This is a genomic window from Pseudoxanthomonas wuyuanensis (assembly GCF_900215535.1).
Taxonomy (GTDB): domain Bacteria; phylum Pseudomonadota; class Gammaproteobacteria; order Xanthomonadales; family Xanthomonadaceae; genus Pseudoxanthomonas_A; species Pseudoxanthomonas_A wuyuanensis.
Genome location: NZ_OCND01000009.1, coordinates 43,621 through 57,437, shown reverse-complemented (window position 1 = coordinate 57,437; position 13,817 = coordinate 43,621). Strand labels below are relative to the sequence as shown.

Sequence of the window (13,817 nt, the reverse complement as noted above, 5' to 3'; positions counted from 1 at the left end):
CTTTGAAGCCACGTCACCCCGGCCTGCCCTTGGCCGGGGTCCAGCGCCTTCGCTTTTTTTGTCTTTCCCCACCCCGAATAGAAAACGCCGGCTCACGCCGGCGTTTTTCTTGCGCCGCCAATTCTGCATTCGCACCTTCCGGCTTTGCGCGCGGACGGTACGGTCGCGGCTCATGCCGCTCCATTACATGCGGGCCGTGCCATCGTTTTACCGCCAAGACGCACCATTCCGGTGCCGATTAAAGTCCTGAACACCAGCGCCGATAGCGCCTCAACGGCAACAACGCATCGCGCCTCCGTGGCATGGCCGCGGTGCAGTCCGCCCTCTCCCGCTCAGGAACGCCATGAACGAACGTGTTGCATCCGCGGCAACCGACGCCAGCGTCGACGACCACATCCGCTCGGTGGCCGGCATTTCCGAGGCACTGCTCAAGCAGTTGCGCCAGTCGCTGCAGCGCATCGACGAAATCAACCGGGTCACCCGCATCATCTCGATGAATGCGCGCATCGAGGCCGTGCGCATCGGTGCCGCCGGCCGCAGCTTCGGCGTCATCGCACAGGAAATGGACAGCCTGTCGCGCAATGTCAGCGACACCTCGCAGGACATCGGCCGGATGGCCGGGCAGACCGGCAGCGAACTGCGTGAGCAACTGGAACGCCTGCAGAGCGATGTCCGCCGCACCCGGCTGACCGAACTGGCGCTGTGCAATATCGACCTGATCGACCGCAACCTGTACGAGCGCAGCTGCGATGTGCGCTGGTGGGCCACCGACACCGCCGTGGTCGATGCCGCGCAGAGACCGGATACCGACACCCTGGCCCACGCCAGTGGCCGGCTGGCGCAGATCCTGGATTCCTATACGGTCTATTTCGACCTGGTGCTGGCGGACCTGGATGGCCGGGTCATCGCCAATGGCCGCCCGCGCCAGTACGACTCGGTGGGCCAGCCGGTGGCGCAGCAGGAATGGTTCCAGAGCGCGGTGCGCACCCGCTCGGGCGAGGAATTCGGTTTCCACCCGATGCATGCCAGCGCATTGGCCGGTGGGCAGCGCGCACTGATCTACTCGTGCACGGTGCGCGAAGGCGGGCGCGTCAACGGCCGGCCGCTGGGTGTGCTGGGCATCGTATTCCGCTGGGATGCGCTGGCGCAGACCATCGTCGAACGTACGCCGCTGTCGGATGCCGAATGGCGCCGCAGCCGGGTTTGCATCGTCGATTCGCAGGGCCGGGTGCTGGCCGATTCCGCGGGCCAGGACAGCCAGCCGCTCCTGGACTTCCCCGGCCGGGCCGCGTTGTTCGCGCAGCCGCGCGGCGCGTTGGAAACCCCGTTCGAAGGACGTGCGCACTGCATCGCCCAGGCCGCCTCGCCCGGTTACGAGACCTACCGCACCGGCTGGCACAGCGTGATCCTGCAGGCCATCGAATGATGGCGCTTTATTGAAGCGAAGCCGCGCAGCAATGCCAGGCTGCCGCTTTCGCCGGCAATGCGGCCATTGCGAAACCGCTCACGAGCCTTTGCTTCAAGCGCCGGCAGAACATTGCCTTGCTTGGGCGGATTCCTTCGGAGAAGGAAGGGGCCATCGGACCCTCGCCTACGCGGGAGCGACGAAAGTCCGTTGCCCGAATGCCCCAGGGGCGGTTGCCGTTTCCCGGGCAGGCCGCGCCTCAGTCCAGTACGTCGACAAAGCTGTTGATCGACAGCCGCCCGTTCAGCGGATCCGGCGGCGGCACCCGCGCGTTGTCGATGATGCCCGAATGCAGCGAATTGCGCCGGTAGATCGCGATCCGGTTGAACACGCCGTCCACCTGGGCGATCCGTTCGAACAGCGCGGTGTCGCCGCCGATATAGCCGGGGCCGGGCGCATCGGCGCCCTGGCTTTCCTGCTGCAGCCGCTGGTAGTAGATGTCACGCCGCGCCTCGTCGATGCATTCGTAGCCGGTGCTGCGGTGGCGGTAGAAGGCCGTGCCGCCCCAGTCGCCGCGGAACAGGTAATGCACGGTCGCCAGCCCATTGGCCGCGGTCGAATCGATATGCGGTATCCGCTGCAGGAAGTCCAGCTTTTGCGTGGGCGTCGTCACCAGCGAGTAGTGGCACATCGGGAACTGCAAGCGACCCGGCTCCATGCCGAAGTGTTCGCGTACCAGCGGCCTGAGCAGCGCTTCGAGGAAGTACTCGTACGAGGCCGGCGCGCGCGTCCGAATGCCCGGGAAATAGGCACCCTGCGCCGAGAAATGGCTGCGCGCGGCCTTGTTCACCAGCTTCTCCGGTGCGGCCACCGCATTGTCGATGACCAGCAGCGGCGCGCCTTCCGCACCGATGGCGAACTTGCTGATGCGCAACCCGGGATGCGGTTCCAGCAGCATTAGCCCACCGGCATCGATCGGCGCAGGTTCCAGACCGCAGGATCGGCAGGGCAGTAGTGCTTGAGGAACTCCCCGTGCGACGGCATCGCCTCCACCATCCGGTTGATCGGAGCGCGGATGCCCTGGAACAGGCGTGCCATGTCCGTATCGCCCAGGCCTCGCGTCAGGGGATGGTGCTCACGCGGCACCACGCCCTGCCCCAGCATCACATGGGTCCACGAGTCCAGCCGGAACAGCTCGTCCTCGCCCTGCCAGGCATAGGCGGTGTCGCGGAACACGGCGATGCGCTGGGCCAAGGCGTCGGGCAGCTTCATTTCGCGGCAGTCGCGCCACAGCGGCTCGTCGCGCTGGTTGAGGTGGTAGTGCAGGATGATGAAGTCGCGCACATGCTCCAGTTCGTCGCGGCTCACATCGTTGTAGCGGTCGACGATCGAATCGTCGATGCCGGCGAAGGGGAACATCTGCACCAGCCGCGTCACCGCGCTCAGGGTCAGATGGATGCTGGTCGATTCCAGCGGTTCGATGAAGCTGCTTGCCAACCCCAGCGAAACCACGTTCTTGTTCCAGGCCTTGAGCCTGCGCCCCGTACGGAACGACACCAGCCACGGCTCGCGCACCATCGGTGCGTTGTCGTTGGCGGCCTTGAGCTTGGCCGCGGCCTCGTCGTCGGACATGTGCGCGCTGGAAAACACCCAGCCGCAACCGACCCGGTGCTGCAAGGCGATATGCCAGCGCCAGCCGGCCTCATGGGCGATCGCCCGGGTATAGGGCACCGGCGGCTCGACCGATTCGATCTGCATCGCCACGGCGCGGTTGCACGGCAGCCAGTTGTTCCAGTCCTCGTAGCCGGTTTTGAGGGTCTGCTCGATCAGCAGGCCACGGAAGCCGGTGCAGTCGATGAACAGGTCGCCTTCCACCACCTGCCCATCCTCCAGCACCAGCGCCTGGATGTAGCCGCTCTCCGGATCCTGCCGCACCTCGCGGATCTTGCCCTCGACGCGGGTCAGGCCGCGGCCTTCGCACTTGCGGCGCAGGAAGGCGGCGTACAACGCGGCGTCGAAATGGTACGCGTAGCTGACGTCGGCGCGTTCAAGCGAGGTCGGCGACTGGACCCAGCGCATCGACCACTGCTGGGCGCTGGCGCCGGCCTGGTCGAACAGCGCGAAGCGCTTCGCCCGCGCGGCGACGGTCTCCAGGCAGTAGTCGCCCAGTTCGGACTTGCCGCCGCGGCGCAGGCTTTCCAGCCAGAACTGGTGGAAGTCGCACGACCAGGTGTTCATGCCGGTCGTGCCGAACGGATGGAAGTAGTGATCGCCCGGATGCTTCCAGTTCTCGAACGAGATAGCGAGCTTGAAGCTGCCGGCCACGGAACTGAGGAACTCGCGCTCGTCGATCTGCAGCAGGCGGTGGAAGGTGCGGATGGTCGGAATGGTCGATTCGCCCACGCCGACCGTGCCGATCTGCTCGGACTCCACCAAGGTGATGTCGAGCAAGTCGCGGAACTGATGGGTCAACGCGCACGCGGCCACCCAGCCCGCGGTGCCGCCACCGGCAATCACAACTTTGCGGATTCTCTTTTCGCTCATGGTTCCCCTTCCCTCAGCGGTTCAGCTTGTTTATCAGCATCGCGCGCAGTTGCCGCGCCAGCGTTTCGTCGATCGGTCCCAGCGTCTTGCGCGCCTGCGGCGGCAGGTGTTCTCCGGCGCGCTGCGCATCGCCGAACACGTAGTAGTCGAATAGCGCTCGCCAAGCTTGTTTTTCGCGTTCAGGCCGGTCGCGCAGCGACCAAAGCGCATGGTATAGCGCCTGCGGCGGCGCCGGGATGTATGCCGGCGCGGCATTCCACCAGTAGTTGACCAGCACGTTGAACGGCTGCAGCGCCTGCACGTGGTGCCACCACAGGTTGGGAATGAAAATCGCATCGCCTGGTTCCAACACCGCGGTCTGCGCCGCAGCCAGAGCGTCGCGGAAACGCGGGTAACGTTCGAAATCCGGATTGGCGAAATCGACCACGCTGACCACCTGTCCGCCCGGCGTCGGCTCCAGTGGCCCCGGATACAGGTTTGCGACCTGCTCCGGCGGAAACACGGTGAAGCGGCGGCGGCCGACCGCGCAACAGGCGATGTTCTCCATCGCGTCGTAATGGCACGAAGCGGTAACGCGGTTGCCGATCCAGATGCTTGGCGGCGCGTGGATGCCGTGCGCGGCAAGATCGAAATCGTTCTGCGTACGGAATTCCGGGAAGCGCGTATCGACCAGCAGCGAAGCCACGTAGTACGTGGGCGGTTGTGCATCGCTGGCGTGCGCGGCGATGGCCTCGAGCACTTCGCCCAGCGGGCTGCGCCGCACCTCGATGTTGAGCGCGGTGAAATCGTCGTTGTAGAACGGCCGCCCGGCGATTTCCGGGCTGCCGTACGAATAGGTCACCGGCTGGCCGTTGTAGTGGCCACGCAGATAGTCCATTGCCTCGAGCATGCCGCGCCGGCCTGCCTGGACCAGGCCCCAGTCGCGAGCAATGCCGCGCAGTACGACCGGCTGGCCGGCGGCGAGCAGTTCGTCCAAAGGCAATGCGCCCGGCTGGCAATCCGGCAACTCGCGCACGCTGGCGATCGCGCCGATCATCGCGATCAGGCCGCCGCGGCGTCCTGCAGGCGCAGGCGGCGCTGCTTTTCCGCCATGAGCCGGCGCAGGTTGTGCGTCGATGCGAGCATCAGGTACGCGCCTTCGAGGTAGCCGTTGAGGTGCAAGCGGTGCAGCGCTTCGGCGTCGAGCGCGGCCAGGCGATCGCGGTCGATGCCATGCAGCCCGGTCAGGTTGGCGCCGTGCTCTTCGTCGAACTTCAGCTCGATGTTGACCGGCTGGATCAGGCCCAGTTCGTCGAATGCGGCGAATATCGCCTTGCCGGCGTCGTCACCGTCGCGGATACCGCGCAACACCGCCATGATGTGTTCCAGGTAGGCGCTGTTGCCGCCCTGCGGCAGGAACACCGCTTGAGCCGCCTCGGACCCGCTTTCCCCGACACAGATACGCGGGTGGTCCATGTCGACATGGATCACCGGTTCGTTGCGCAGTTCGCCGTCGATGTCCTGTTGCTGGAAACCGATCAGGAACGGCCCGCGCGCGACGTAGCCGGGCAGGTAGTTGGCATTCCAGCGCCCGTCTTGCAGGAACAGGTTCTCGTTCGACTCGAACCCCAGCAGCGCGACGGCCTGCCAGTGGCCGCTGTCGCGGTCCTTGCGCAGGAAGATCGGGTATTCGCGCTGCAACTCGGCGAACTCGGTCGGGAACGCCGGCACCAGGCCGACCTCGTCGCCGTATTCGCGGCCGAAGCGGGTAACGACGCGCAGGTCCCTGTGCGTCACATTGTTCAGCAGTTCGTAGCGTGGCATGTCGGCTCTGGGCGCGTGGCGTTCGCATGGATGTTAGCGCTTTCGGGGCAAAGGCGAAGACCCCGCCGGCACGCCCGAAAGAAAACGGGACCGCTGCTTGCGCAGCGGCCCCGATGCGGCGCCGGTCCGAGGAACCGGCGCGGCTGGGCTCAGAAGGTGTAGCGCAGACCCAGCATGTAGCGCGGCGAGTTGTCGACCAGGCGGACCATCTGGTTCTCGGTGCGGGCATGCCAGCGCGTGTCCTCCCCGGTGATGTTGATGGCCTCGAACGACACCGCGAAGTTGTCGTTGAACCGGTATCCGACGCTCAGGTCGTACTGGTAGTACGCCTCGACGAAGTACGGGTTGCGGTTGTTGCCGTTCTGGTTGGCCGCCAGCAGGTACTCGTCGCGCCAGTTCCACGCCAGTCGGGCCGACCAGCCGTACTTCTCGTACATCAGCACGAGGTTGGCGGTGTCGCTCAGGCCCAGCAGCGCGAACTGGTCCGAACCCGGATCGCCCGCCCGGTTGATGCCCACGTCGCCCTGGACGATGGTGTAGTTGGCCAGAACGCCGAAGCCGGTATCGCCGAAGAAGTACTGGCCTCCGATTTCCCAGCCATGCAGCTTGGCGGCACGCTGGTTGAACGGCCGGTTCACATCGAACATGTACAGCGGGTCGTCGGCTTCGCCGAGGATGTCGAAGCGCGACTCCATGTCGATGACCTGCGTATTGCTGCCGTCGTAGGCCGCCAGTCCGCCGGTCGCGCCGGCATTGCGCAGCATCGCCAGGGCGGTGAACAGCGTCGTGTAGTTGCCCGCGCAACCCTCGGCCACGTCGTTGCCCGCCGCGCTCACCTGGTCCGCGCAGGCCTGGCTGTTGAGGAACGCCAGCGCCTCCTGCGCATCCGGCCCGGAGGTCGGGTCGGTGATCCCGTACAGGTTCTCGCGCACCACCGTATTGCCGATGAAGTTCTTGACCCGCTTGTTCCAGTAGGTCACCGATACGTAGCTGGACGGTGCGAAATACCACTCCACGCCCAGGTCCAGGTTGTCCGATTCCAGCGGCAGCAGGCTCGGGTTCTGCGCTGAACCGGTCGCCCGGAAGGATTCGCCGAACAGGATCGAGCCGCTGGGAGCGCCTGCGGTCGGGCCGGCGTACAGATTGCCGTAGGGCGCGCGGGCGATGGTCTTGCTGTACGACGCACGCCCCTTGATGTCGGAGGTGAAGTCGATGCTGAAGTCCAGGTTGGGCAACACGTAGCTGTAGCTGGCCTTCTCGCTGAACGGCATCGCTTCAGCCGTACGTTCGATGACGAAGTCGTTGTTGGACATCCAGCGAATGGCGCCCGGCACCTGGATGACCGAGGTCGATTCCACATCGGTCTTTTCGTAGCGCACACCGATGACGGTGTTGGTGGGGAAGTTGCCGAGCATGCCGTCCTGTTCCCACTGGACGTACACCGCGTTGGTCTTCTCCTCGACCAGGTTGTTGTCGTCGTAGGTCGAGCGCACCCTGGAACTGATAGCGTCGCAATCCGGCCAGACCGCCGGCGCGCTGCCGTCGGCGCAGGCCGATTCGGCCCACTTGGCCAGCTCGCTGGCGTTGCCGTACCAGGCGTTGCTGTTGGCCCCGGAGGTGCTGAAGTCGTTGAACTTGTCGGTGATGCTCATCTGCCGCAACAGCGCGGTCATGCCCGGTACCTGCCCGGCATCGTCCACTCCCCAGTTGCCCAGGGTCATCAGGTGGGCATGCCCGTCCACGTTCAGCCGCCGCATCGACGACTTCGCCGAATCGATGCCGAACTGGAAGCGGCCGTTGTCGAAATTGAACTCGCCGTCGATGCGGCCTTCCTTGACCTCGCTGTCCTGGCGGGTCGACCAGATGCGCAGGATCTGCGAGCCCAGCTGTTCAGGCGCGAAGTCCGGATTGACCACGCCGTTGGTATTGGCCAGCGCGTCGGCGGTGGTCGGATACAGCGTACGCGCCATGATCGGCAGGCCGCCGTTGAACCAGTACTCCTGCGCCCAGTTGTTGTTCACCCTGTCCGGCGCGAGGCCGGCCAGGCTGAACGCCGTCGAGCTGCCGCCGGTGATCGGGTCGTTCGGGCGGCTGCGCACCTTGGTGTTGTGCGCGTCGAAGGTCAGCGAGAAGCGGTCGTTGACGTCCCAGCGGGCGTTCAGGCCCAGCGATCCCAAGGTGTACTTCTGCTCGTCGCGCTGCTGCTCGAAGCCGAAGTCCTTGGCGCTGCCGGCGATATCGCGGATGTAGATCGGCGTGGCCACGTCGGTGTTTCCGTCGAAGGTCACGTGCGAGAGGCTGTTCTGCAGCCACATCGTCTGCTCGCCACGGTTCTGCGAGATCTCGTTGGTCGAGTGGGTGTAGTCCAGGGTGAAGGTGAACGCATCGGTCGGCGCGAACTGCAACACCGCCTGGCCATTCACGCGCTCGCGCTCGAAATCCTGGAAGGCGTAGCGCAGGTCGTTGGGCATGCTGTAGAGCTGCCCGATCTGCGGCGCGTTCTCGACCACGCCACCCGGGCGCAGGCGCGAGTCGGTGCCGGTCCAGCGCGCGACGTTCCAGGTATTCTCCGTCGCCTGCACCGAGCCGCCGCGGCGCTTCTGGTAGCTGGCGTTGACGCCGACGCCCCAGGTCTTGTCCGGGTTGGCGTAGCTGAAGATGCCGGATATCTCGGGCGTGATGCTGTTGCCGAAGATCTGGGAGTCGTCGGAGACAGCCTTGACGCCGCCGTTGGCCACCACCTCGCCGCCAGGGAAGTTGAACGGGCGCGCGGTCAGGATGTCGACCGTGGCGCCGATGCCGCCGCTGGGCGTATTGGCGCGGCCGGTCTTGTACACAGTGACGCCGTTGACCGCCTCGGAGGCCAACTGCGCGAAGTTGAAGCCGCGGGTACCCGAACCGACGCCGCCGGTCTCCAGCCCGCCGGCGCCGAAGCCGTCCGCGCCGGGAATCTGGCGGCCATTGAGCGTTATCAGGTTGTAGCCGGGGCCGAAGCCGCGGGCGGTGACCTGCGCGCCTTCGCCGTCGCGGCGCTCGATCGAGATGCCGGTAATGCGCTGCAGCGATTCGGCCAGGTTGGTATCCGGGAACTTGCCGATGTCCTCTGCGCTGATCGCATCGACCACGCCAGCGGAATCGCGCTTGATGTTCATTGCATGATCGAGGCTGGAACGTATGCCGGTGACGACCACGGTATCGAGCGTGGTCGCTTGATCCGAGGTCTCCTGTGCCGTCTGCGCCTGCGGATCCTGTGCGAACGCGGGATTGATGATCAGCATGCCACCGACGAAGGTGAACATGGCTTTTGACTTGAACTTCTTCAGCTTGCGATTCATGAATGCGCCCTCAGCACTGGAGTTGGATGGCGAACGGCATGTCATTCCCGACATGCGAAGCGGCTTGACCAACCACTCGGCCAAACACCGCCATCGTCGCGATCGTCGTCAACGTGAAGCACCGGCACCTGCAATCTCTCATCTGGCTACCCTCCCCTCTTATCGATGGATGTCATCGCCCCTCCCAGGGCATCCGCAGGCTGCTGCCCGCGCCACTCACTAACCGGGCGCATGAAGCGCCCGTTCCAACCACGCCGATTCCGACCAACCAGCGAATCCAAAGCTCGCACGACAGCAACCTTCCAAAGACTTCACCGCTACCGAAGCAGCGGACGGTCCAGTGTCGGCACGGCGCGGATGTTAGCGCTACCAGAAGGAACGCCGACATCGATATCACGGTCAATTGGGCGTGTCACCGTGCAGTGCAACAGGGAAGCTTTTCGCCGCTGCCGCGAACGGCAATTCTGAAGACTCCGGCCGCGTAATCACGCTGTTTTGCCGAATATCCGAAGACGAATCGTCCGAGCCGGCTACAGCCTGAAAATCCGGCTTTTTTCGTCCGTTTGCGCAACGATTCGATGATACCAATTCAAGCCAAGCGGCCTGGCGGCAGCGCAAGCGGAGCGATGAAAAACAGCGGCGGTTGCCGGCACCACGCCGGTGCCTGCACCGCAGCGTCGCGATGGCGGCTTCACATTGATGAAAGCGGCCCTGCCTTCCGGTGCGAAGGTTCGACGCGGCGGGCTTCTACGCAGTTTTGAAGCACCGGAAGCCATACGGTGCGCCTGGCTTCGAAATCCGCTCGGGTTTTCCGAAGCTCCCCGCCTGCCGACAGGGCGGCATCAGCGGCGGCCGAACCATCGCGTCAGCGAGACTGCGCCAAAATGCAACCAGATGACGCCCCAGACCGCCACGCGCGTCAGCGCATGGCGCTGCCCGGCCTCGAACTTGCGGAAGTAGCGCCACAGGCCGCGGTGCTTGTGCCACTCGACGAACAGCGGGCGGGCACGGCTGGAAACGCCGCGCACATGCATCACGCGCAGTTCGTTGGCGACCGCCACCCGCGCGCCGGCCTGGCGCGCGCGCCGGCACAGGTCCAGATCCTCGGCGTGCAGGCGGTAGCCTTCGTCGAAACCGCGCAGGTTTGCGAACAGCTCGCGCGGCATCAGCATCAGCGCGCCGGACACCGCATCCACCGCCTGCAGCACCTGGCTGTCGTCCACCGCCACCCCCAGCCGCGCTGCCGCGCCGGGCGAGAAAAGCATCGCGGCAAACTCGGGATCGCGGCGGCGCGCAGCCGCATCGCGCAGGCCCGCCTCGTCCACCAGATCCACGCCCAGCAGCGCGTTGCCGCCCAGTTCTTCGGCATGGCTTCGCAGCCGCGACAGGGTGTCGGCCTCGACCATCAGATCCGGATTGACGAAGGCCAGCCACGGCGCACGGGAGTCGGCCGCGCCCTGGTTGCAGCCGACCGCGAAACCGGGATTGTCGGGGTTGGCGATGAAGCGTACCCGCGCATCGGCCAGGGCGTGCCGCTGCACGATTTCCAGCGTGTCGTCCTGCGAGGCGTTGTCGACCACGCGGATTTCGGACACCTCCGCGGCCGCGCGCAGGCGCGTCAGGCAGGTATCGAGCGTCGATCCGCTTTCGTGGCTGACCACGACCGCAGCGATGGAACCGCGCTCAGAACAGCTCACGCTGGGGCTCCGGCATGCCGACCTGGTCGTACAGGGCGGCCAGTTGTTCGCGCGGCTGTCGCAATGGATCGTGCATCAGGAAATCGGCCAGCCGCGGGTGCCAGGCCGGCCAGCGCGCGTTGATCGCATCCATGTCGCCGTCGGCGGGCCCGCCCTCGCCGCCGCGGGCGACGAACGCGGTTTCGCACAGCACGTTGCGCCAGCCCAGGCCGGACAAGCGCAACGACAGATCGATCAGCGCCGCATACCAGGAGGCATAGCTGCTGGCATCCAGCCCGCCGACGCGCTGGCGGGCGCTGCCGCGCAGCGCGACCGCATGGCCAACCGCCGCGGGTAGCTCGGGGTGCAGCGGCGGCATTTGTGCGCAGGCCTGGGCAGTGCGCTCGAAATCCGCCGGCGGCGGCGCGATCTCGCCCAGCCGCGGCCAGGCCGCCGATTCGCCGGCATTGCACCAGGGCGTGGCGGTGGCGATGGCCGCATCGCGCGCCAGGCAGGCAGCCAGTTGCTGCAGCCAGCCGGGCAGCGGCTGCGCATCCGGCGCCAGCACCACCGCATCGGCATCGCCGCAGGCGGCCAGCATCTGATCCAGGTGCGCGACCTGGCCGATCATCCGCGGGCGGCGGGTGTAGTCGGCCTGCAAGCGCGTGCGCTGGCGCCAACGTTCGACGATGGCCAACCCGCGCGGACCGGCCTGGGCATCGTCGGCCAGCCACACCCGGGTGCCGGCGGGCGTGCCGGCTTCCAGTGCGCCCAGGCAGGCGTCGAGCGCATCGTCGTCGGCGCCGACCGGCAGCAGCACGACCGGCAGCGGATTCGCCGATGGGCTCACTTCTTCGGGGCGTAAAGCGGCTCGAGCGCGCGGAAGCGCTGGCCGTACTCGTCGGTCAGATCGCGCGCCTCCTGCGGGTTGCGGACGATGGTGGGCGTCAGCAGCACGATCACTTCGCTGCGTTCGGTGTTGGAAGTCTGCTGGCCGAACAGCGCGCCGATGATCGGCAGCCGGCTCAGCCCGGGAATGCCCCTGGAGCCCTTGGTCGCGCCATCGCTGATCAAACCGGCCAGCATCACCGTATCGCCGGCCTGCACGGCCGCCTCGGTCTTCATCCGCCGGGTATTGATGCGGACATTACCGTTGTCGTCGGGTTCGCTACCCGGCGAACTGACTTCCTGCACGATATCCAGGAACACCATGCCGTCGCGGGTCACCCGCGGACGCACCTTCAGGATGACGCCGGTGTCCAGGTACTGCACCTGGCTGTAGGTGCTGTCGCCGCCCAAGCCCGGGTTGACCGTCACCGACGAAATCGGAATCCGGCTGCCGACGTTCAAGGTGGCCTCGGCGTTGTTGCGCACGAATACCGACGGCGTCTGCAGCAGACGTACATCGGTCACCTCGTCAAGCGCGCTGATAACGGCAGCGGCATCGTTCTTGACCAGCGTCCATACCGCCCCCGGTCCGCTGACGCCGCCGATGCTGCCAGCCAGCGTGCTCCATTTGCTGGGTCCGCTCACGCCGGGAATGCTGCCTGGCGGAGCGAACTCGGAAAGGCCGTTGTCGGTGATAGCCCGTTCCAGGAACCAGTTCACGCCATAGCTCAAGTCCCCGGTCAGCGACACTTCGGCAATCTGCGCCTCGATATGCACCTGCATCGGCATCACATCGAGCTTGTCGATGACCTCGCGGATCGACTGCCAGGCGCTGGCGCTGGAACGCACCAGCAGGGTGTTGGTTTCTTCCACCGCCGACACGCCGACCCGGCCGCCTTCCACTTCCAGCGTGACCGCGGCGTTGCCGTCATCGCGCTGGTTCAGCGACAGCGAACCGCTGCCCAGGCCGCCGCCGGTACCGCCCGAATCGCCGAAGCCGACACTACCGCCGCGGCTGTCGATGCCGCCATCGTTGATCTGCACCGGGTCGGTGCCCGGCATCAGCGAGACATTGCCGGGGCCGCCGGTGGAACGATCGCCGCTGCTGCCGCTGCCGGCGCCGAACACTTCGGCCAGCCGCTGCGCCAGTTCCTTGGCCTTGATGTATTTGAGTTCGTAGGAAAACAGCCGGCTGCCTTCGCCGGCGCCGTCGATACGCTCCAGCCATTGCTGGATCTGATCCAGATAGGCCGGCTGCGGCGTGATCACCAGCACCGCGTTGGCGCCTTCCAGCGGCAGGAAGCGGAACATGCCGGCACTGGGCGTCTTGCTTTCCTGGCCGAACACTTTTTCCAGATCCGCAACCACCTTGGTGGCGCGGCCGGAGCGCAGCGGGTACACCCCCACCGACATGCCCGACAGCCAGTCGACGTCGAAAATCTCCACCGTACGCAGGTAGTTTTCCAGCTCGCTGCGCGACCCGGCCAGCGTAATCACGTTGCGCGCGGCATCGGTGCTGACGATGGCGTTGGGCCGCGCATACGGTTCCAGCACCTTCTTCATTTCGCTGGCGGAAATGAAGCGCAGCGGCACCACCCGCACCTCGTAGCCGCGCGCGCTGGCCGCCGTGCCGGTGCGCGGTGCGACCGAGCCGGCCAATGCCTGGTCCGCCGGCACGATGTTGTAGCGGCCGCCGCTGTAGACCAGCCGCGCGTTGTTCCAGCCCAGCACCATCTCCAGCAGGTTCAGCGCTTCGGCCGGCGACACCGGCTTGGGCGTGCCCAGGGTCACCGTGCCTTGCACGCCCGGCGCGATCACGTAGTTCTGCCCCAGCATGTCGCCCAGGATGGCCTTGACCACCGCGTGTACCGACTCGCCTTCGAAATTGAAGGTGGCCGCGCCGCTGCTGGCGCCGCCCAGCGACGGCAACGGCGCCGCGGCCGCGCTGCGATTGATCATCTGCCCGCTGCCGCGGCGGATCTGCGCCTGCGGTCCGGCCTGTGGCGGCTCCTCGTCCTGCAGCGGCGAAGTCTGGGCGCTGCCCGGCGCGACCTCGCCAGGACCGGCCTGGCTGCCGCGGCGCATCTCAGGCGTCGGGGCGCTGGCGCAGGCGGCCAGCATACCCAGGCAAATGAACAGCGAAAGGGAACGTAACGTCATGCCTGC

At 66.3% G+C, this 13,817-nt stretch carries 9 protein-coding genes; 1 reads left to right on the top strand and 8 read right to left on the bottom strand.

The window, feature by feature from the left end:
- Positions 1-343: 343 nt before the first annotated feature.
- Positions 344-1,426 carry a methyl-accepting chemotaxis protein gene (locus CRO39_RS16475; protein ID WP_097123057.1) on the top strand — a complete coding sequence of 361 codons (1,083 nt, stop codon included), beginning with the start codon at positions 344-346 and terminating at the stop codon, positions 1,424-1,426.
- Between the two features lie 238 nt (positions 1,427-1,664).
- On the opposite strand, the gene CRO39_RS16470 is transcribed toward CRO39_RS16475, so the two are convergent.
- The 8 genes from CRO39_RS16470 to gspD all read right to left on the bottom strand — a co-directional run bounded on the left by CRO39_RS16470 (position 1,665) and on the right by gspD (position 13,811).
- On the bottom strand, positions 1,665-2,363 hold the full coding sequence (locus tag CRO39_RS16470) for a DUF6445 family protein (protein ID WP_097123056.1): 699 nt from the start codon (positions 2,361-2,363) through the stop codon (positions 1,665-1,667).
- Complete coding sequence (locus CRO39_RS16465) at positions 2,363-3,949, bottom strand: tryptophan halogenase family protein (protein WP_097123055.1); 1,587 nt, start codon at positions 3,947-3,949, stop codon at positions 2,363-2,365. The genes CRO39_RS16470 and CRO39_RS16465 overlap by 1 nt, the downstream gene beginning before the upstream one ends.
- Before the next feature lie 13 nt (positions 3,950-3,962).
- Positions 3,963-4,985, bottom strand: coding sequence for a cupin-like domain-containing protein (locus CRO39_RS16460; protein WP_097123054.1), 1,023 nt, complete (start codon positions 4,983-4,985; stop codon positions 3,963-3,965).
- Between the two features lie 5 nt (positions 4,986-4,990).
- Complete coding sequence (locus CRO39_RS16455; RefSeq protein ID WP_097123053.1) at positions 4,991-5,752, bottom strand: SapC family protein; 762 nt, start codon at positions 5,750-5,752, stop codon at positions 4,991-4,993.
- Positions 5,753-5,901: 149 nt separating this feature from the next.
- Positions 5,902-9,087 carry a TonB-dependent receptor gene (locus tag CRO39_RS16450; protein ID WP_097123052.1) on the bottom strand — a complete coding sequence of 1,062 codons (3,186 nt, stop codon included), beginning with the start codon at positions 9,085-9,087 and terminating at the stop codon, positions 5,902-5,904.
- Between the two features lie 842 nt (positions 9,088-9,929).
- Entirely contained in the window at positions 9,930-10,784 is an 855-nt protein-coding gene (locus CRO39_RS16445; protein ID WP_097123051.1) for a glycosyltransferase family 2 protein, read from the bottom strand.
- Positions 10,771-11,613: a glycosyltransferase family 2 protein gene (locus CRO39_RS16440; protein ID WP_141400844.1), complete on the bottom strand. Its 843-nt coding sequence runs from the start codon at positions 11,611-11,613 to the stop codon at positions 10,771-10,773. The genes CRO39_RS16445 and CRO39_RS16440 overlap by 14 nt, the downstream gene beginning before the upstream one ends.
- Positions 11,610-13,811: a type II secretion system secretin GspD gene (gspD, locus tag CRO39_RS16435; RefSeq protein ID WP_097123050.1), complete on the bottom strand. Its 2,202-nt coding sequence runs from the start codon at positions 13,809-13,811 to the stop codon at positions 11,610-11,612. The genes CRO39_RS16440 and gspD overlap by 4 nt, the downstream gene beginning before the upstream one ends.
- Positions 13,812-13,817 lie beyond the last annotated feature (6 nt).